At 33.7% G+C, this 18,826-nt stretch carries 20 protein-coding genes; 1 reads left to right on the top strand and 19 read right to left on the bottom strand.

Going from position 1 to position 18,826, the window contains the following annotated elements; genetic code table 11:
- The 17 genes from MUW56_RS14420 to MUW56_RS14340 all read right to left on the bottom strand — a co-directional run bounded on the left by MUW56_RS14420 (window position 1) and on the right by MUW56_RS14340 (window position 17,158).
- The gene (locus tag MUW56_RS14420) at window positions 1-1,089 is read right to left on the bottom strand and encodes a DUF4872 domain-containing protein (protein WP_292013832.1); all 1,089 of its coding nucleotides are present in this window, start codon (window positions 1,087-1,089) and stop codon (window positions 1-3) included.
- Window positions 1,086-2,048, bottom strand: a complete 963-nt coding sequence (locus MUW56_RS14415) for a glycosyltransferase family 2 protein (RefSeq protein ID WP_292013831.1) — start codon at window positions 2,046-2,048, stop codon at window positions 1,086-1,088. Before MUW56_RS14415 ends, MUW56_RS14420 begins: the two co-directional genes overlap by 4 nt.
- Window positions 2,049-4,076 carry a beta-ketoacyl synthase N-terminal-like domain-containing protein gene (locus MUW56_RS14410; RefSeq protein WP_292013830.1) on the bottom strand — a complete coding sequence of 676 codons (2,028 nt, stop codon included), beginning with the start codon at window positions 4,074-4,076 and terminating at the stop codon, window positions 2,049-2,051. It lies immediately after the preceding gene.
- A gap of 12 nt (window positions 4,077-4,088) precedes the next feature.
- A complete protein-coding gene (locus MUW56_RS14405) occupies window positions 4,089-4,727 on the bottom strand; it encodes a hypothetical protein (RefSeq protein ID WP_292013829.1) in 639 nt (212 codons plus the stop codon).
- A gap of 11 nt (window positions 4,728-4,738) precedes the next feature.
- The gene (locus tag MUW56_RS14400) at window positions 4,739-6,820 is read right to left on the bottom strand and encodes a TonB-dependent receptor (protein WP_292013828.1); all 2,082 of its coding nucleotides are present in this window, start codon (window positions 6,818-6,820) and stop codon (window positions 4,739-4,741) included.
- 70 nt (window positions 6,821-6,890) lie between these two features.
- Entirely contained in the window at window positions 6,891-8,477 is a 1,587-nt protein-coding gene (locus MUW56_RS14395) for an NAD(P)/FAD-dependent oxidoreductase (RefSeq protein ID WP_292013827.1), read from the bottom strand.
- Window positions 8,478-8,586: 109 nt separating this feature from the next.
- Window positions 8,587-8,946, bottom strand: a complete 360-nt coding sequence (acpS, locus tag MUW56_RS14390; RefSeq protein ID WP_292013826.1) for a holo-ACP synthase — start codon at window positions 8,944-8,946, stop codon at window positions 8,587-8,589.
- 30 nt (window positions 8,947-8,976) lie between these two features.
- Window positions 8,977-9,249, bottom strand: coding sequence for an acyl carrier protein (locus MUW56_RS14385; protein WP_292013825.1), 273 nt, complete (start codon window positions 9,247-9,249; stop codon window positions 8,977-8,979).
- Window positions 9,250-9,277: 28 nt separating this feature from the next.
- Window positions 9,278-10,033, bottom strand: coding sequence for an SDR family NAD(P)-dependent oxidoreductase (locus MUW56_RS14380; protein WP_292013824.1), 756 nt, complete (start codon window positions 10,031-10,033; stop codon window positions 9,278-9,280).
- A 26-nt stretch (window positions 10,034-10,059) separates the two neighbouring features.
- Window positions 10,060-11,160: a beta-ketoacyl synthase N-terminal-like domain-containing protein gene (locus MUW56_RS14375; protein WP_292013823.1), complete on the bottom strand. Its 1,101-nt coding sequence runs from the start codon at window positions 11,158-11,160 to the stop codon at window positions 10,060-10,062.
- A gap of 5 nt (window positions 11,161-11,165) precedes the next feature.
- Window positions 11,166-11,609 (bottom strand): 3-hydroxyacyl-ACP dehydratase FabZ, encoded by a 444-nt coding sequence (gene fabZ, locus MUW56_RS14370; protein ID WP_292013822.1) that lies wholly within the window; start codon window positions 11,607-11,609, stop codon window positions 11,166-11,168.
- A 282-nt stretch (window positions 11,610-11,891) separates the two neighbouring features.
- Window positions 11,892-12,794 (bottom strand): DUF3871 family protein, encoded by a 903-nt coding sequence (locus tag MUW56_RS14365; protein WP_292015416.1) that lies wholly within the window; start codon window positions 12,792-12,794, stop codon window positions 11,892-11,894.
- Between the two features lie 263 nt (window positions 12,795-13,057).
- Window positions 13,058-13,948, bottom strand: coding sequence for an IS481 family transposase (locus MUW56_RS14360; RefSeq protein WP_292013821.1), 891 nt, complete (start codon window positions 13,946-13,948; stop codon window positions 13,058-13,060).
- Window positions 13,949-14,253: 305 nt separating this feature from the next.
- A complete protein-coding gene (locus tag MUW56_RS14355) occupies window positions 14,254-14,613 on the bottom strand; it encodes a type II toxin-antitoxin system antitoxin SocA domain-containing protein (RefSeq protein ID WP_292013820.1) in 360 nt (119 codons plus the stop codon).
- A 1-nt stretch (window position 14,614) separates the two neighbouring features.
- On the bottom strand, window positions 14,615-15,478 hold the full coding sequence (locus MUW56_RS14350) for a hypothetical protein (RefSeq protein ID WP_292013819.1): 864 nt from the start codon (window positions 15,476-15,478) through the stop codon (window positions 14,615-14,617).
- 448 nt (window positions 15,479-15,926) lie between these two features.
- A complete protein-coding gene (locus MUW56_RS14345; protein ID WP_292013818.1) occupies window positions 15,927-16,352 on the bottom strand; it encodes a hypothetical protein in 426 nt (141 codons plus the stop codon).
- A gap of 338 nt (window positions 16,353-16,690) precedes the next feature.
- Window positions 16,691-17,158: a surface-adhesin E family protein gene (locus tag MUW56_RS14340; RefSeq protein WP_292013817.1), complete on the bottom strand. Its 468-nt coding sequence runs from the start codon at window positions 17,156-17,158 to the stop codon at window positions 16,691-16,693.
- Between the two features lie 139 nt (window positions 17,159-17,297).
- On the opposite strand from MUW56_RS14340, the gene MUW56_RS14335 reads away from it, so the two are divergent.
- Window positions 17,298-17,492 (top strand): helix-turn-helix transcriptional regulator, encoded by a 195-nt coding sequence (locus MUW56_RS14335; protein ID WP_292013816.1) that lies wholly within the window; start codon window positions 17,298-17,300, stop codon window positions 17,490-17,492.
- A gap of 87 nt (window positions 17,493-17,579) precedes the next feature.
- Here MUW56_RS14335 and MUW56_RS14330 read toward each other — a convergent pair whose 3' ends face one another.
- Together MUW56_RS14330 and MUW56_RS14325 are read right to left on the bottom strand one after the other, a co-directional pair.
- A complete protein-coding gene (locus MUW56_RS14330) occupies window positions 17,580-18,008 on the bottom strand; it encodes a JAB domain-containing protein (RefSeq protein WP_292013815.1) in 429 nt (142 codons plus the stop codon).
- A 188-nt stretch (window positions 18,009-18,196) separates the two neighbouring features.
- Complete coding sequence (locus MUW56_RS14325; protein WP_292013814.1) at window positions 18,197-18,595, bottom strand: hypothetical protein; 399 nt, start codon at window positions 18,593-18,595, stop codon at window positions 18,197-18,199.
- Window positions 18,596-18,826 lie beyond the last annotated feature (231 nt).

Genomic DNA, 18,826 nt, shown 5'->3' with positions numbered 1-18,826 from the left:
CTAATTTTTTAATTTTATCCAGTTATTTAAATGAGTAAATTGATTGGTTTCTGCAGTAATGATGGCCGTTGAATGAGCCTCTGCCAATGACTCGAACAAATCAAGTTGACCCGACATAAGGCTGTTGATTGTTTCCGGAGATGAAATAGCGTTAATAAAGCTTGTCCATAATTTGGAAGTTTCTTTGAACTCTCTTGCGATAGACTTCAATGTATTATCATCTATAATCTCTGCAACTTCTGCCAGAAATGAGCTATATAACCTTCGTCCAAATCCACCGCCACTTAAATTCATTTCCAGAATTTTAATATAGAAGATGCTATTTATAGCGCAATTTTTATCAGCACTGTGTCTCCATGTTGTAATATCTTCAAAAAAGTCATGCAATGCCTGTACACCATTATGGTAATATTTTCCTTCAGTAAAAAAGTTGTTGGTTACCTTTTCAATTAGGAACAGTAACGCATTTTTATTTTTATGAGGGTCAAATTTTGGAGGATGAATTGTATAATACTTCCCGTTACAAGCTTGACTGGAATCATATGATGCTCTATTGTGTATCGTATCATAAAACCACAAATTAATAAATGTATCTACGTCATATTCTAATGGTTTTGAATAATCAGTTTCAAAAAATGTAATCTTATCATCTTTTAAACCTGTTATCGTTACAAAGTGAAATCCTGTGTAACTGGAATTGAAAACAAAATATTTCAAATCATTTCCCTTTCTTATATGATTGAGCAAAGGACGATTGATTGCAGCATTAATTACTATATTTTTCTCAAGATTTGTTTTTAACAAAGTCAACACATCTGATCTATCAAAAGAGCAGTTTCCATAAATAAGATAGCTGTCAAAAACAGATGATAGTCCTTCCAGAGTCTGGTCTGTGATTCCTAAAATCGTATAATAGGGAATTCTGTTTCCTTCAGGTTTTGAATAAATAAAAGATAAACACCCTGAAAGTCCGAGCATCATACCATTTGAAAAATTATAACCATAGTAAGCCAGGTTATTCCTAAACGTTGCCATTCTGCAATCAAACCCAGGCAAATAGTTTCGTTTATATAATTCTGTTACCATCATGATTGGTGTTTTAAAAATTGCTCTCTACCTGAATAATCTTTCATACTCATTGAAAACGAAGGAATATTTACTTTTTTCATTCCATACAAATCACAGCACATATCATTAAAATCACACAAAGAGAGTTTGCCATTAGTGAAATTTAGATAGCTGTATAACTCTTTAGGCTTTTGATATTTTTTTATAAAATAGACCGCATTTTTTGTCATCGTATCATAGATGGCTTTTAAATCTCGTGGATGATCCAAATGATACAATAGACACCGACTGTTATAAGCAGCTTTTGCCCCTTTCAGAAAGAGCCGGTAACAAAGATCAGCATCTTCAGGACCCCAACCTTTTATATTACTATCGAACTTGCCGCATGTCTCAAAATAATGCTTAGGGATGCATAAATTTCCTCCTGTCACTACTGCCCACCATATAGCGGTAGTAAAATCATCTTGCTCATTCTGGTAAAAGAAAAGTTGTTTCACAGCCTCAAAAAAGACATGATAGTTTTGCTTTTCTTCTAGTTTATCATAATCAATGTCTTCGTTCTGTAAAAGCTTATCAACAATTTCAGGTGAGTATTCTTTACCAATGTTTGTAAGGTTTCCGATATGAACATGTTCAGGATACTGTTGAACTGCAGTTGTAAGATTGCTGAAGTAATTAGGATGGAATATAACATCATCATCACAAAAAAGTACATAACTGCCAAGGCTCTTCTCTATCCCAAAATTTCTGGCGTTGGACAAACCGGAATTTTCAATATGAAATACCCGAATCGGATATTGTATAGAAAGTGCCTTGATCGCTTCTAATGTATCATCTGTTGAGCCATCAACTACAACAACAACTTCGAATGAGCTGTCATTGTTTTCTTTAACCAACCTATTCATATTGGTTAACACGGCAGCTAATGAGCGTGATTTATTATAGCTGCATATCACGACACTAAACATGATTTCCGACATTTAATTTTCTTTATAATTACAAAGTCTGTAGCCTTCTACTATTTTAAATTTACGGTCTGGTTCATGAGACCATGCATTCACAAGATCTTTACCTCTGGATATCCCGATACATTCGATAATCTTTTCGTAATCCACTGATGCCAGTTGAGATTGATAACATTGAATCCCTGTTATTTTTTTCGCATACGCAGTATCAGTAATTTCAAGAAAAGAATTCATCATAACCGGACCCCAGATTTCATAAACAACTGTTGCCTCAAGTTGCTGAAAACTCTTATTGTTTAATCCTTTCAATATAACCTCCTCCGCAAGTTTCCCAATAATCTGATGATCCGGATGCATTTCATCCCTATTTGGAATAAAAATAGAATCGGGCTGATATGTTAATATCAATTTATCCAACTCCAGACAAAACCGCTTCTGCAAATGGTTATCACTTTTAAGCATAAGTTCCGGAAAATCGAAATAAATCAATTCATCATACCCCAAAACAGACTGAGCCTCATAACTTTCCTCTATTCTCTGTTGAGGTACATAATCATAAGATTTAGCGATGGATCGGTTGCTTTCTTGAGTCACAATCAGGACTATTATATAGGCTCCTTTTTGAGCAAAATATTCAATTGCAGCACCACATCCAATAACTTCATCATCAGCATGGGGTGCTATTATCAGTATTTTTTGATATTCTGCTGATGTAATATCAATCAAACTCTGAGAAAAGTTATCCGGATATATTTTAGACAGCTTTTCAATTAACAGCTTTGTCCTAAATGCTTTTGTATCCATACAATTGAGCGAATTATTTTTTAAAATAAATGACGCCCCGTTTCCTCCGAAGCCAAATGAATTGTTCATAACAACATTAAGTTCCTGACTCTTTGTTGCAGTCACCACCTGATAATCAAACTCAGCAATAGGTGTTTCAAAATTTAAGCTTGGGGGAAGAAAATTATGATGTAAAGAAAGGATACAGATTACTGCTTCAATACAGCCTGCCGCACCTAAGGTATGTCCAATCATTGATTTTGATGAGCTTATTGGTATATGTTTTAACCTTTCTCCGAAAACACGTTCAACTGCTTTTAATTCAGCCTGATCATTATGTTTGGTTCCTGTTCCATGCATGTTGATGTACTGAATTTCGTCGGAGCTAAGGTCTGCTTCATTCAAGGCAATCTTCATCGCCAATACTCCTCCCTCTCCTTCAGGGTGAGGTTGGGTAGCATGATAGGCATCATTGCTTAATCCATAACCGGCTATTTCTGCATATATTTTTGCACCACGTGCCTTAGCGTGTGACTCACTTTCAATAATGATACATCCGGACCCTTCACCAATCAACAGCCCTTCTCTGTTTTTATCCAACGGTTTTGGCTGACCCGGAGACATTGCTCTTAATGTATGGAATCCCATATAAGTTAATTCAGATAGAGGATCAACAGCTCCTACGATAACAACATCAGCTAATCCGTTTCTGATGGTATCCACTGCTATTGCCATAGCATTTCCACTCGCACTGCATGCGGTTATAGAAGATGACAATATTCCGGATATATCATACTCCATGGCGATTTCTGTCGCCAGCAGTGTTCCGGGGATATTATTGATTGATTCCAGGTAATCAATCTTCATATGTTCATTTAATGAAGATTGATACTTTTCATTTTTTTCCTGATAATGGCGTTCAAATAAGCATGTTACAAAACCTCCGTATCCTGTGAGGGAAGTTCCTACAGAAATGGATATTCGGGAGCGATCGACTTCTATATCAAATATATGGGAATCTTCAATTGCCTGATATATAGAAGGCTTCAGGATAAGCGAAGAACGAAGACCAGTGAGAGAATTAATATTCTCAATATCTTTGATTACTCCAGCGTTCGTATTTCTATATCCCTCGGTATGAAATTCATCGACATAATCAAACCCAAGTTTTGATTCTGCCAGTGATTCAACCAATTCATCAACACTTTTTCCGATTGAGCAGTAAACGCCTAAACCGGATATTACAATTTTCTCTTTCATTTCAAATGTATTTTATTCACTTTTTTTTAAATAAATAGTATTCAGAGTTTTACCCCAATTGGGATTTAAAGAATTTAAATTTTGAGATTTATTGTAGATAGATTCTGCTTTCTGAAAAAAAGGTTTTGCCTTAGCAGCTCCTCCTCCAAGGAATCCCGGTTTATTAAACAACTGTATACCCTGAAGTAAATTGATGCGGGGATTGTTGGGATAGGATTTTAATAATCCTTCAATTTCAGTGCTATTTGTCCCAAAGTCACTCAGCCTTGTCATAGGTGATACAAAAAATGTGGACTGGTGGATATAAGCTTGCAGAATGGCAAGTTCTTCCTTGTTTCCAGATTGGGCTTTAGATTTATTAAAATAATTTTGAGCTATTTCAAGGGATTTATCTTTATTATCAGTTTCCTTCTCAAAATGAGCTAATACTGTATAGATATAACTTACATAGTACTTAGGAAGCCAATTATCTTTTTCCACTCTGGAAATAGCCTCAAATTTATTGGCAAGTGCCTTATAAGTTGAAAGATCATTGGCCTTATATAATGCATCCAATGCAGTTGTCATTTCTTTTTCATATCTGGTTTGAGCTTTAAAGCTTAACGAGACGAAGAGAAATGCTAATACAAATAAAAAAGTTCTTTTTTTCATGGGATAAAAATTTATAAATTTATGAATAGAGCTAATAGATAGAACATGTTTGCCTGCGACACCATTGGAATTAAATCATACTTTTTTGTTGCCGAATTAAATGCATTATTATACCCGAAAACATTGTGGCTCCCAAAAATATTACTTACCGAAGCATACAGTGTAACGGGAATTTTTGTAATACCCGATAGATCATATGAATAGTTGAGGCTTAAATTATGATAAGGTTTTGTTTTATCAGACAGAAAAAGATCCGCGGGTTTATTAGGGTCATAATAAGGTCTCCCACTTGCATAGGTATATGACATTCCTATAAAACTTTTTATAGACGAAATCCACTGTTTATAAACAAAACTAAAATTGTGTTTTGAAAAATATATAGGTGTAGAATACAGTAAATAATCACGATATAGTTTTTTGGTATCTAAATAGGAGTAGCTGATCCAGAAATCTCCATTTTTGATAGATTCGTTGTCGCGATAAAAAAAGTCAAATCCTTTTGCATAGCCATATCCATTATTATCATAGTTAGCAGGGTCAGGAAAATTTTCAACCTTATAAGTAATCAGATTTTTATATTCTTTATAGAAAGCCTCCAGTCTTAGAAGCCTGCCTTTATTCTTGTATTGATAATTTAAGATAAAATGTGAAGCTTTTTCAGGAGTAAGTTTATCAGTAAATTTAAGATATTGAAATTGAGGATTTTGATAAAACATTCCGTAAGCCGCAGAAAGTTGGTTTTTTTCTGATAAACGATAAGCAACAGAAGCTCTGGGCATTAGCATGAAATCTTCTCCAAGTGTAGTATTTTCTGCCCTTAGTCCTAATTTAAAAGCCATTTTTGGAGAAACATTATATTCTGTTTCAGTAAAAAAGGCAGTTTGCAAATCATTAAATTTTAAATTTTGTTGCGATTCATCAATTTTAATGCGTTCGGTAAAGTTTTTTATAAAAAGATCTCCACCATAGCTGAGTTTCACTTTTTCTGAAATAGTATGAGCCAGTGTAACTTTAATCTGTCCTGAGAAAAGCTCGTCTTTAATAGCCAGACTATCTAGTCGCAGATCATTTTTATCCATCCCAAATCCTATTCCCGTATTCAGTATCGTCTTTTCGTTCAAACGGGTTCGGAATGAATTTTTAATAAAAAGATTTTTATTAGTAAGGGATAATAATACGTTGGGTTTATTATACCCATAATACGGATAATATAAAGATGAACGGTCATCGTTATAGGAGATCAGTGTTTTACTCACCCCGCCGTTACCTGTATTATTAATTATATTCAATGAGCCTGAAATTGTTTTTGGAGCTTTTTCCCAATTCGTAGTTTGTGGAACCAGCTTAAAGTAAGGCCCCAGATCAGTATAATCAAAGGCTGCTATATACGCCGACTTTTCCATCTTTTTTGTTCCTGCTACTCCAAGACCAATGGAATAGAGATTGATATTTAGTTTATCGTTTGCCGGTGCAGCATCCGTCTTTAATAAAACCACTGATGAAAGTGCCTGTCCGTATTCAGCCGAGTATCCTCCTGTACTGAAAAGCGTTCCAGAAAATAATAAAGGAGAAAACCTGCCTTTTGTGGGGATTCCTCCTGGTCTTTGCTGATAAGGAGATTCTACCTGAAGTCCGTCAATAAATGTTCTTGCTTCATAATCATCCCCTCCACGAACAAATAATTTACCTGTTTCACCGACAGTTTGTGTTCCCGGTAAAGTAGACAATGCTCCATAAATATCCCCTCCAGCACTTGGAGTTGTAACAATATCCATAGGCTTTAAAGCAATAGATTTTTTTGCATCACTGGCATCAAAAGAACCGGCTACAATTGAAACAGCTTCTATGGTTTTTATTTTTTCCTCTTTAGATAAAACATATTTCAGATTCAAGACATCTGTGGTCAGCTCTATCGGTTCTTCTATTGATTTAAAATCATTTAATTCTATAGTAATAACCTGCTTTCCTTCCAAGCTGGTTTTAAAACTAAATGTTCCGTCAGCTAATGAGCTTGTCCCATCATAACTGTCTTTGATATATATACCAGCCGAAGAGATCGGATTACCTTCCTTATCAACTACTTTCCCTGCCACGGTTAACTGTGCGTGCAGAGACGCAGATACAGATATAAAAAGTAAGAATATGTATGAAAATATCCTCATTCTATACTTTATTTTTTATTTTGTCTAAGGACACTTTCTGAATAACCTTTAAAAAGAACTGTTTATCTTTAAAGGCAGCAGATGCGGTCAATGCACCACTTAAAATTGCACCATAAACGCCAGACGTAGTAATATCCGAACCGGTAACATAGACGTTTTCCAAAGGAGTAAAACAATTAAAATCCAGATTCATATATCGCTCGGGGGTATCAGGTATTCCGAAAATATTGCCTTTATAATGTTTCGTATCACGCGTTGCAGACATTGGAGTATATAGATCCCAATTATCTACCAGTTCTGTTAACCCTGGATAAAGTTTTTCAGCTGCGTTCAACAGAGATTCACCTATTTCTTGCTTTATTCTTTTATAATTCTCTCCAAGCTCATCATTACCCAGCCATTCCATGAATGTATCATAATCAACTAAAGTATTGATCTTCATACTATGCTTAGTCGTTCTGTCTTTTTTCAGAGAAGGAAATGATATTGAAAATTGAGAAATAAGTTCTTTGGAAAGAGCTTTTCTTCCTTTAAAATTCTGGTTATGATCATATCCGGGATATACCCAGGAAAGAGATTGATCAGCACCTACAGATTGAGGATCAGACTTTAATGTTGCAAATAATTTGATAAAGCTCACCCCTTGCCTTTTAAATCCATTAAGAGCATTAAGTTTCTCCGGGGCTAAATTTTTATCTAATAACTTTCCATACGTATTGTACAGCCCTATTCCCGAAATAATAATGTTGGCTCCTAAAACAGTTTTTTCGTTGGTTATTTCGTTTAGAATCGTAACAGAATGAGCTGTTTTACCTTCATATATAATTTCTTCTACCCGAGAATTAAAAACGAATTCTCCTCCATTATTTATTATTGTATCTGAAATTGAATCAATAAGTTGAGTTGATCCAAAATTCGGGTAGTAAACTCCATTTTTATGATTATTCACTAATATTGCATGCTTTAAAAATGCGCTCATTTGAGGTGGTAACCCATAGTCTGTCCAATGACTGGCAATTAAACTTTTTAATTTTTCATTGGTAAAGCGATGATTCAAATATGCCTCGGTAGTCATCATTGCCATTTTTCCGGGTTTCAGATCAAGCAACTTCAACATTCTGGACTTATCATTATTCAATGATTCTGTTGTAAAATTTCTGTACCATTTTGTAATCTGCTCTATATCTCTATAATACTGGTGAATATTCACTTCCTCTGAAGGGAATAATCGAGAAAGTTTATAGATTTGATCAGCCTCTCCGGCAGTCACTTCATACACGAAATCCGGAAAATGGAATTTTATAAATGTATCAGGTAGCCTTCTCCAGCTACTTTTACCATCACTTATGTAGGACATCAGCTTTGAAAATATGGAGTCTGCTTCCAACTCGCCGACCTGATGAATACCAATTTCAAGTTCAACATCCTGATCGGTCACAATTGCCTGAGACAATCCGCCTGCCTGCTTATTCTGCTCAACAACAAGTACTTTGAGATTATACATCTGGGCAATAAAGCTCGCACAGGCAATGGAACCCAATCCAGAACCAATAATAATTACATCATATACATTTAATTTGGTGCTCATTTTAAAAACATTGTTTGTTTCCTAATAAAAGCTGTTTAAATTTTTTGCACTGAAAAATCTATATCATGCAATTAAAATTTAAACAACTTTATTAACAGTGGATTTTCTTTCACAGACAGACGACAAATGCCACACAGTAATCTCCATCATGAGATATGCTCAGTTCGATATTCCGGATTTCTTTATTTTCCTGGATTTCCTTTACTATTCCAGAGGTAATAATAAAAGGTTTACCATATGGATCATGTTTCACTTCAATTTCCAGCAGACGGCCAAGCCCCCTGGAAAAACCTACTCCAAATGCCTTGAGAAGAGCTTCTTTTGCGGCAAAGATTCCTGCTATAGAATGAGAACTCTTTTTCATTGCTCTTTCATGGGGAGTGAGAATAAAATCCAATGCATTTCCATTCTCCCTGTCGATGAGTGTTTTAATTCTGGAAATTTTAATGATGTCTGTACCAATTACCATTTTCTGACTGATAGGAAATATGGATAATAACTATAGTTCAACCTGTAATTGTTTTTCAACAAAATCATTTATTGAATTGACAGAATTAAAAATAGACATATCATCATCACTAATGGTAACGTCGAAGGTATTGTTGATTGACACTGCAAGCTCTAAGGCATCCACTGAATCCAGCCCGATCCCATTTTCTTCTTCAGGTACAAATAACATGGCATCATCCTTAATTTCTGATGCTGTAATTTTTAGGTTTAATCTACTTACGATTAAATCCTTAATAACTTTCTTTCTTTCTTGTGAGTTCATTTTTATTGATATTTAAATGTTTGTTTTTTTATGATATTAGCAGGCCGCCATCTATAACCAAAACCTGACCAGTCATATAACTGGCTGCATCAGATAATAGAAATAAAACAACTGAAGAAACTTCTGATGCTTCCCCAAACCTTTTAAGAGGGATTATCTCCTTATATTTTTCATCTTGTTTTGTAGCTTTTTCCAACATTCCGGTGGCAATAAATCCGGGAGCAACAGCATTTACTCTGACATTGAAGTCAGACATTTCTTTTGCCATCACAACAGTCAGAGAATTTAAAGCTCCTTTTGTGGAACTGTATACCCCTTGCCCTTTTAGTCCTCCCATGCCGGCAGCAGAACTGACGTTAACGATTGAACCATATTTCTGGCTGATCATTATTTGTGTAACATATTTGCTCACTAAAAAATTTCCGAGCAAATTGATATCAACAGCATCTTTATATTTTTCAAGAGACTGCATCGCAAGGAACCCTCTCAAAAGAATACCAGCATTATTCACCAGACAATCTATTCGTCCAAATTTTTCTACGATCGTTTTGGTCAACATTTTGACTTCACTTTCAATACGTATATCAGCTTTAATACTTAATGTATTAATACCAAGGGCTTTTATTTTTTCAACCAGATTATCAGCTTCCTGCGAATTGGAATTATAATGCACAACAGGTATTGCTCCGCATTGAGCAAGACTAAGACATATATTCTGACCCAAGCCTCCGGTAGCTCCTGTTACCAACACGACCTTATTTTTTAAATCAATAATATTTTTCATCTTTTTATAATAAGAATAAAAGAGGGTCAAAGAGCGATGATCACACTAATGCAGTTACCACCTATATGATAGCTGTTTATCATTACCCATTTTTTTGAATCCGAGAAGTCTTTGAGATCAAGTCCGATCAGATAACCGATTATTGCGGCAAAACTGCCTGAAGAACCAAAAGTTTCTCCCAAAGTTTGTTTAATATAATGAATGTGAGGTACATCTTCATTCCAAATACTCTTTATTGCAGTTTCTTCAGAAAACACCTGATCACTGTCATTACGAGAAAGAGAGATAATCAATGATATCTGATCCAAACTGACTCCGCTTCTTTTTAAAGCAGATGACATTGTCTTGGCAATTATATCAGGAGCCAGGTATCCGAAATTATCAAGAGAAACCTCGTTTTTCTGCAAATTTGAAGTAACACCATAACCACATACCTCAAAAAGAATATCAGCATTTCTGGACTTGGCAAAAGCCTCAGATTCTATAAACAGCATAGCACTTCCTTCTGAAAGCATGCTAATTGGCGCTGATTTTTTAAGCCCTTCCTTCAAAATAGTCCTTTTTGCATAAGACTCTTCTATCTCAGGAACGAGCTCTTCAAAACCTCCTGCCAGAATAGCTTTAGCCTTACCACTTGATATGACATCATAAGTATAAGCTACAGGATTATGTCCCGAAAGTGTGGTATTGAATCCTCTGGCTCCCATCAGTATCGTTATTGCTCCAGGTGCAGCATTACCTACGGTATAAGGAAATAATAAAGGACTGGCAGAATTGAGTCCCAGTTCAAAACCAGAATTAACAAAATCACGTGCGCTCGCAATAGGCCCGTATTCTGTTGAGAAAATGCCTCCGACATCATTCACAATTGATTCATTAATTTCTAAACGGGAATCTCTTAAACATGAAGCAGCAGCCAACATCGCTATCCTCGTTACCCGATCCATTCTTCTCTGATTTACTTTTTTGAAAGTTGACAATTCTTCTTCTAAAAGAGTATTGTCAATCTTTGATGAAATTTCCAGAGGAGTCGTTTTATAGTGTTCTATAAAGCTTTCTACAGAGTGCCCCAAAGGAGAACATACTCCCAAAGCAGTAACAACTACTTTATGATCTTTTCCGTTCATGATTCTTATTTTTTGAAATTATAAGTAATCATTCCTTTACCGACGATTCTATTATCAACTCTGGCTTCAACAGAGCTTTTCACGAATTTTCCAAAAAGACTGATTAAATTACAGGTTATAAACACAGTATCACCGGGTACGATAAAATCTATAAATTTGAATTTATCAAGCATCGCAATGTACCCTCTTTGGCTATACTCTTCATGTTCGGCAATCATGATACCTCCAACCTGCGCACAGGCTTCAATCAATAATACTCCCGGAAAAATGGGTTCATCAGGAAAATGTCCCACAAAGTACGGATCAGTAAGACTTATATTTTTTATACATACAGCCTTGTCTTTGCTCACCTCAATAATTCTGTCAACAAAAAGAAAAGGATATCGCTGTGGTATCCGCGCAGCAATATTTTTATACTCATTTTCTATAATATTTGATTCATTATTCATGTTAAAAGTTTTTAAAGAATAAATCACTATTCAGTTATTTTTTTCAGAGGGAAATTTATACATATTCGGAAGTAGTGCCATTAATTCAGTATTAATTTTTTGTTAAAAAATCATAAATCAGAAATAATTTTGTATTTCAGTGGGTAAATCAATTTTATACAGTATCAGCACATTCATTTTACAAGCTATTTTGAAAGTGATGAAAATTGTAAGAAGTGTTTCAAAGATTAACAATAATGTAAATAAAAACTACCCCATAATTAATTAAATGGGGCAGTCTATCTAGCTCAGAAACCAACAGTAATCAGAATTACCATTGAGCGTTTTCTGAATACCTTTGCTAAATTCAAAAGCGTTCAGATTCCTATCTAGGAAAGTATCTATATATGAGGACTTATTAGCCTGCGTGAAGAGGTTATAGAGATCCCATAAATTTATCCTCCCATCCTCCTGCCTGCAAAAGTTCTTATCCTCGTAATAATCCTTTGCCATAGTATTGATATGGCTATCATTAAAATTGAGCAATGGAATATTCTGTTTCTCCAGTTTTGGTAAATGCTGATACAACCTGCTTCTGCCTATAAGCTGTGCAAACTGATGTTCAGAAAGAGAATCATGAGGAAGCTCCTTCATCTCCTTTAAATGAAGCTCTGCATCATAATTCTGCATTACATCCAATGTTTTGGAATATAAATCCTGAGTACCAGATACTCTCATATCTTCCTTGAATCCATCTGTTGATACACATAAATTACAGCATACCTGGTTCTGGAAACCAATGAAGAACTTCATTCGCTCCAATGTTTTCTTATTGTAAAGGTTTTCCAGATTATAACTTCTGACACCACCTATTGTAAGTGATAATTCATTTCCATTCACTATATCTGTAATACCAGGAATTCTGATGATGAAGGCCATTCTTTCATAATAAATGGTTTTTTGGTGGCTCAATAGGTCTTTTACATTTAGGTGTATAGCATCTGGTGTCCTGCCTTTAATCTGATGTGATACCCTAATTTCAGGTTCTGTAATATTTTGCATAGGAAATGCCTTTTGTGCAGCATTCATTACCACATCAATTAGCTCTTGGTGAGCAATTGTTTTTTCATTATCTTTACTGAAAACAGGTATTATACAGTCATTCTTTAAATGGTAAAGATTGACCGATTGTGTATTGGCTTCAATGAAGTGTGCTATAACAATAGATTCGCTACAAATTAAGAGAGGGTTTTCTTAGCCATAGAATATACCTGAAATAAAAAGAGGAGACCTTTTGGGTCTCCTTTCCGTATATCTAAAAGCCTATTGCTGGTTGGTTGCTCCCCAGCAGAGCCTACTTCCTCTTGGGCTTTGAAACTAAATTAATATTTTTTTGTTTTATATAACTTAAGTAAGTATAATTTCTGGGCAATATTACTTCATTCGAGTCCCAAAATTTTGCAGTAACATCAGGCTGAATTAGGAATGAGATGTTCCAATGACTGTAATTTTTCCCAAGGTGTTTTTCCATTCAAAGAAGAGTGTGGTCTTTTCTTATTGTAAAACTCCTGCCATTCAATAGCTAAAGCATTTAAATCAAGATCTGTATCAGATAAATCCACTAGCGACCAGAATTCGGATTTGTCAGTCTGTTGGGTTCTTTCTACTTTACCATTTAAATGAGGAGATCTGGGCTTGATGGGTCGGTACTTGATAAAATGCTCATGCAATTCGTATTGAAAGGAATAATTAAAAAATTCCGTTCCCCAGTCGGTTTGAATATGCTGTATAGGAAGATAGAATGTATCCAAAATTTCACCTAAAAAATGTATAGTACTTTCTGCCTTTTTATTAGAATAGATCCTAATAACTTTCATTCTTGTACAGTCATCAATAGCTGTAAATTGATAAGCTTTATTCCTGATTTTAGTAACATCCAGTTGAACTCTATCACCTGGAACTTCTTTGCTGTATCTTTTGTAATCAGATTTTTTACGCCTTTTTACTACAGGATTAACTTTGTGTTTAAAGAGTACCCGCCAAACAGTCATTGCAGAAAGCATAATTCCTTTTCGAAGTAGATGAATTGAGATTCTTGCAGCTCCCCATCTTTTTTTCTCTCTTAAATCAAGGATAATAGATTCAGTTTCTTTTGTAACCTTAGTATTGGTGAGGGTTTTAGGACGTCTTGACTTATCTGACAGTCCTTGTTCTCCTTCTTCTTTATACCTTTTTATCCAACGGTGAAGTGTTGATCTTGCAATTCCACAACGTAAAGCCGTCTTTGTTACAGACCCTGATTCTAAATAGATTTTAAGCCAATCTTTGCGAGCCTTGACTTGCTGTTGTTGTTTATTCATGGATAAAGGTTCTAAACTTTACACCATAAATTTAAGTCATTTTTGTAGCGGATCTATTGATACTTTACAGGTTATGACAGGTCGGTCAAATTAAAGAACCAAATTATTGTTCGAATTAAATTTTAAAAATATAATCTACACATTACATGAATAATGCTTGTGTAATAAAAAATTCATTAACAATATTCATTAAACATATAATATTACCTCTTGCGATATTCTTTTGCTAACTTGACTAAATCAATTAACTGACCTTCTTTTGAGTTTAGTACAGCATAGGTTGAATTAACTAAATTATTGAATTCTTACCAACTATAATTTTTGCAGTGATTTACAACAAAATCTATAACTTCTTTAGTCTGATCAGACAAATTCTCTACACCTTTTTTATCAAGAAATTTTATAATCAACTGCTCTTTATTATTTTCATCAAATCTGACAGAAACATCAAAATTTGAAGATTCATTAAATATGCTTCTTAGGTTTTTATAAAATGGTCCATATTGTGACAGATTCCATTCAATATCTGTAAGTTTTTCGAACTTATTTATTGCAAACCTCCGTTCTATTAAATACAAAAGTTTCATAACTCTTGAAATAGAAAGCTGTCCAGAATTTGGGTATATAGTATATAGATAATCTAAGATATTTATAACTCTTTCCATTTTAAAATCCATTTTGTTCCGCATTCTCAATGTTTGGAAAATTCCAATCTATTTTTTCCACAAATGCAACTAGTTTTTTCTCTTCTTCAATACTCAATTTATCATCAATATCTGCTTCTTGGAATGCGTTATCATTTTTACTTTCAATAACAATAATAGATGTACGGGCTAACTCATTTAGGTCATCAAATGCTCTTAAATAAAAACTTCTACTTTTCATTTTCATTTTCCAAACAGTTTCTTCTTCTATAGGTGCGATATCATTAAGAATTTTATAATATCCTCTCCTAAATTTAGTTCTGTTTGTATCTGGTGAAGGAATACCGTTATTTTTAAAATATTTTTTAAGTTCCCAAGCTTTATTAATTAGACCCTCTTTTTTGTAATTACGTCTCGATTTAATTTTTAGTTCCAGGTTTGAGGAATACCTTCCTAGAACGTAAAATTGATCGTTAATAAATTTATAAATACTTATTCTCTCATTATCACCTAATCCTAACTTAACAAATAAGTATGCCAGATGAATTTCAACAATATCAATAGAGTTTTGATTAATTTTCTGAATTTGGTTTTCTAATTTTTGGATATTTTCTGATTGAATATTATTAATTTTTTCCAAATTTAATATTGACTTATCTTTTTTGTTCTGCTTAAAGAATTGGATTAAACTCAGAATTAATGCCATACATAATAAAACCCATCCTAATGTGTAAGAATGAATTTTCTTTCCAAATATTTCCTTATTGATTCCAAAAAGAATACCTATCAAAGCATACAAAATACCAATGATAATACTAAATAATCCTAATCCATAGTTATATATGTAACGGGTCGATTTACTCCACCAATGATCTTCATCACTCATAAAACAAATCTATATCAAATTAATTACGCAACAATATTTAAAAACAATTAACGAATATATAATCTAGCGATTAATGAAATATTACTTTAATTTATCTCACAATTCTTGCAATAGTCTTGCAATAAAATAAAATCAGACACTCACATTCTTGTAAGTGTCTGATTTTTAGTGGTCCCACCTGGGCTCGAACCAGGGACCACCTGATTATGAGTCAGTCTAGTATATTTATCAATTACGTTCATTTCTTTTCATTTAATTGATTTTCAATAATTTAATCAAATTCTAATTTTTATTCAATTTCAATCATTTTCATCCTTTCATACCAAATGTTGCAGTATTGTTGCAGCAGAAATTAAGTCTATAATTTGGTATGTAAGTATGTAAAAGTTGCAGTTTATGCAAATTGGATTTGGATCACTCTCTATAAAACAAACTTTACAAAAATCAGTTATTCAAATATTCGGTTAATATATGCAAACCTATTAGCAAAGTATATCAACTTTATTTCCCTCGATGGAACATAATAGATATTCCAGTAGGCTATCTTTTCAGTTGTAAACTTGTATATAACAGTACTGTCTGGAAGAGTTTCAGAAGTAAATTCCAGGAATCTTTCTGATAAAGCTTTATTCATCCTGTTGTAATAGTATTCTGATTTATTGTCAAACTCCAATATTACTGCTTCCAAACTATCCCAATAAAATATAAGTTCTGTTCTATGGGGAATAAAGCCCAGAAATTGCTTTACCTTACTTCCAACCCAGAGGTAACTTATATATAAATCATTCTCCGGGATTCTGTCCGGCAGTCTTATTAAGTTCAGTTCCCAATTATCATACTGATAACCTATCCTGAATGGTATTCGTGGTTTCATGATTTGATTTTAATAGTAAAAAACCACCTGCTTTGAGGTGGTTAATGATTGATATTGAGCTATTTTCAGACTCTCTGCTTCACTTACTCTGCTGATAAGTACTGTACCACAATTAATAAAGTAAAGAAGACGAAAAAGCCTGTTAAAAGAGTTTTCCAGAATTCCCCGTCTTTGAGAGCTATGGGCATTGGTCTATGATCATTTAAAGGGCTTTTAAAACGGTCTCCTTCATTAATAAAACGAATAAGGCTACCTAATACCAGACTTATGAATACAGAAACTATAATCAATACCGGTATTATGAGTACCAAGAGTAAATATTTCATATTTGATATTGCTTAATTGGTTTTATGACAAACTGCTTCAAGTAGCCCTTCACTTACTGAACCTGGCACAATTTTTCTTGTAATATTCGAGAATCTTTCATCTCGATTAATAAGTTTTCCAGTAGAGTTATACTGTAATATTTCTCCTCCTGTGTAGGTTCTTCCACTGCAATCAAAGTTCATATATTCTAAATAATGCCCGGTATCGATTTTCTTTGATTTTCCATTCTTACCCTTTGTTTTAGAGGTATAGTTATACTTTACCCAAACATCTACAGACATGATGGTTTTATCAAATAGCTTCTTGGTCTTGTCCATCTTTACATAATACCTTTTACCATCTAAAGATGTGGTTGCATATTGAAAACCTTGGTCATCAAACGATTTATCGTATTGAGGAATATATATTGAATCAACTCCCTGTTGACTGGGTATTGGAATTGATAATAATAAAACCGTAATAAATAGTAGTTTTTTCATAAGTGTATTTAAATGTTAAATTAAAACTTGCCATATATGACATTTATCTAGGCAAATATATCCAGTTTCTTTGACTTGTCAAATAAGTCAAGTTGGAAAAATCTGAGATTCAAATAATCGTAGGAAAAAAATTAAGGAATTGAGAATACGAAAAGGTATTACTCAGGTTGAACTGGTGGGCAGAATGAGAGGTGAAATCGACCCTACTAATATTTCCAGAATGGAGTCTGGCAAAACTAATATTACAATTTATCAGTTGTATAGACTTAGTGAAGGGTTAGAAATTCCAATGAAAGATTTCTTAGATTTTGAGCTACCTGAAAAACAAATTTAGGCTATTAATACTAATCCAAACAACTTTTAAAATCAATAAATACTGGCAAAATATGCCATATTTATGTAGTATATACACTAATTTGAACTATAAAAAATTATCTTCTTTGTTAAGGCTATAATAATCATTTCTTGTAATAATCAAATGATCTAAAAGTGTCAAATTCAGTAAATCACAAGCCTTGCTTAACTTCTCAGTTATGTTTTTGTCTGAATTGCTTGGTGTGAGGCTTCCGCTAGGATGATTATGCACCAGTATCAGTTGAGTAGCGTTACATTTAAGAGCTACCGCCAGAATGATTCTTATGTCTACCACTGAGCTGTCTATACCTCCTTTTGAAACATTGTAAATCCCTAATACGAAGTTTCCTTTATTCATAAGTATTACTTTGCATTCTTCCTGAAATTCAATAGTACCTAGGTTCCAGTTTTCAATAACGAGATTGTAGGCTTGCTTATGGCTGCTTATCCTTATTTTTTCAAAATTACCTGTATTATACGTAACAGATATTTCCATTAACTTATTCATTTAAAATATATTTGTTGATTAAGAATAAAAAAGTGCCAAAGTGCCAGAATATCTGAAAACTTTTATTCATATTTCCACTCATTCCACTTTGTTTGAAGTAAGCAGATTTTGGGTATGAAATTATAAAGTTTTACAAAAATTCGACACTTTGGCACTTTGTATATTGAATGAAGCTGTTATGCTTCTGTTAGTACATGTTTTCCATTTCTTGAAAAGGATTCCATATCAGTAGCGAAGCTACCGCTTATCTGCCTAATAGTAGTATTTTCTTTTCCTGGTTCCTGTGGTGAATAGACAAATGTATGATGTAACATAATTACTTCTCCTGTATCCTTAACTGTATATTCGTAGGGTTCACATTCCTGCTTAATTATACTTCCCTGCATTTGTGTACCAATAAGAGCCTGACAAGTAAGTTCATCAAATGTTGATGAAATGGAAGCCTTTTTGGATGTGGCATAGAACTGATTTGTAGTTTGGCTCATAACCATTTCAATACCTCCCTGAACTTCCAGTACGTAGAATGTAGAACCGTCTTCTTTTTGTCTTTGTTTGTAGTTGATAATTGTTACCATTGTTTTTGATTTTTGAGTTAGAGAAAGCACCAGGAACAAAAGAATTGTGAGCAATAGAACATCAGCTATCGTCTTGATTGTATTATTGTCTGCGAAAATTTTCTTTCTATTATTACTGGTGGGGGGATGTTTTCCATTCCTAAAGATGCGTGGGGGTTTTTACAAGGGGATTTAAGCTTGAATAAATTTTATAGTTATAAAAATTTTTCAAAAAAAAAATCCTAATGTTTT

This window comes from Chryseobacterium sp. (assembly GCF_022869225.1).
In the GTDB taxonomy this organism is placed as follows: Bacteria; Bacteroidota; Bacteroidia; order Flavobacteriales; family Weeksellaceae; genus Chryseobacterium.
Note: the sequence above shows the minus strand (reverse complement) of the source record. Positions and strands in the feature narration are given on the sequence as shown.

Excerpts from the sequence above, each read along its gene's own strand:
- MUW56_RS14420 (WP_292013832.1), bottom strand. The coding sequence starts at position 1,089 with ATGATGGTAACAGAATTATATAAACGAAACTATTTGCCTGGGTTTGAT.
- MUW56_RS14415 (WP_292013831.1), bottom strand. The coding sequence starts at position 2,048 with ATGTCGGAAATCATGTTTAGTGTCGTGATATGCAGCTATAATAAATCA.
- MUW56_RS14410 (WP_292013830.1), bottom strand. The coding sequence starts at position 4,076 with ATGAAAGAGAAAATTGTAATATCCGGTTTAGGCGTTTACTGCTCAATC.
- MUW56_RS14405 (WP_292013829.1), bottom strand. The coding sequence starts at position 4,727 with ATGAAAAAAAGAACTTTTTTATTTGTATTAGCATTTCTCTTCGTCTCG.
- MUW56_RS14395 (WP_292013827.1), bottom strand. The coding sequence starts at position 8,477 with ATGAGCACCAAATTAAATGTATATGATGTAATTATTATTGGTTCTGGA.
- acpS (WP_292013826.1), bottom strand. The coding sequence starts at position 8,946 with ATGGTAATTGGTACAGACATCATTAAAATTTCCAGAATTAAAACACTC.
- MUW56_RS14385 (WP_292013825.1), bottom strand. The coding sequence starts at position 9,249 with ATGAACTCACAAGAAAGAAAGAAAGTTATTAAGGATTTAATCGTAAGT.
- MUW56_RS14380 (WP_292013824.1), bottom strand. The coding sequence starts at position 10,033 with ATGAAAAATATTATTGATTTAAAAAATAAGGTCGTGTTGGTAACAGGA.
- MUW56_RS14375 (WP_292013823.1), bottom strand. The coding sequence starts at position 11,160 with ATGAACGGAAAAGATCATAAAGTAGTTGTTACTGCTTTGGGAGTATGT.
- fabZ (WP_292013822.1), bottom strand. The coding sequence starts at position 11,609 with ATGAATAATGAATCAAATATTATAGAAAATGAGTATAAAAATATTGCT.
- MUW56_RS14360 (WP_292013821.1), bottom strand. The coding sequence starts at position 13,948 with ATGAATAAACAACAACAGCAAGTCAAGGCTCGCAAAGATTGGCTTAAA.
- MUW56_RS14355 (WP_292013820.1), bottom strand. The coding sequence starts at position 14,613 with ATGGAAAGAGTTATAAATATCTTAGATTATCTATATACTATATACCCA.
- MUW56_RS14350 (WP_292013819.1), bottom strand. The coding sequence starts at position 15,478 with ATGAGTGATGAAGATCATTGGTGGAGTAAATCGACCCGTTACATATAT.
- MUW56_RS14345 (WP_292013818.1), bottom strand. The coding sequence starts at position 16,352 with ATGAAACCACGAATACCATTCAGGATAGGTTATCAGTATGATAATTGG.
- MUW56_RS14340 (WP_292013817.1), bottom strand. The coding sequence starts at position 17,158 with ATGAAAAAACTACTATTTATTACGGTTTTATTATTATCAATTCCAATA.
- MUW56_RS14330 (WP_292013815.1), bottom strand. The coding sequence starts at position 18,008 with ATGGAAATATCTGTTACGTATAATACAGGTAATTTTGAAAAAATAAGG.
- MUW56_RS14325 (WP_292013814.1), bottom strand. The coding sequence starts at position 18,595 with ATGGTAACAATTATCAACTACAAACAAAGACAAAAAGAAGACGGTTCT.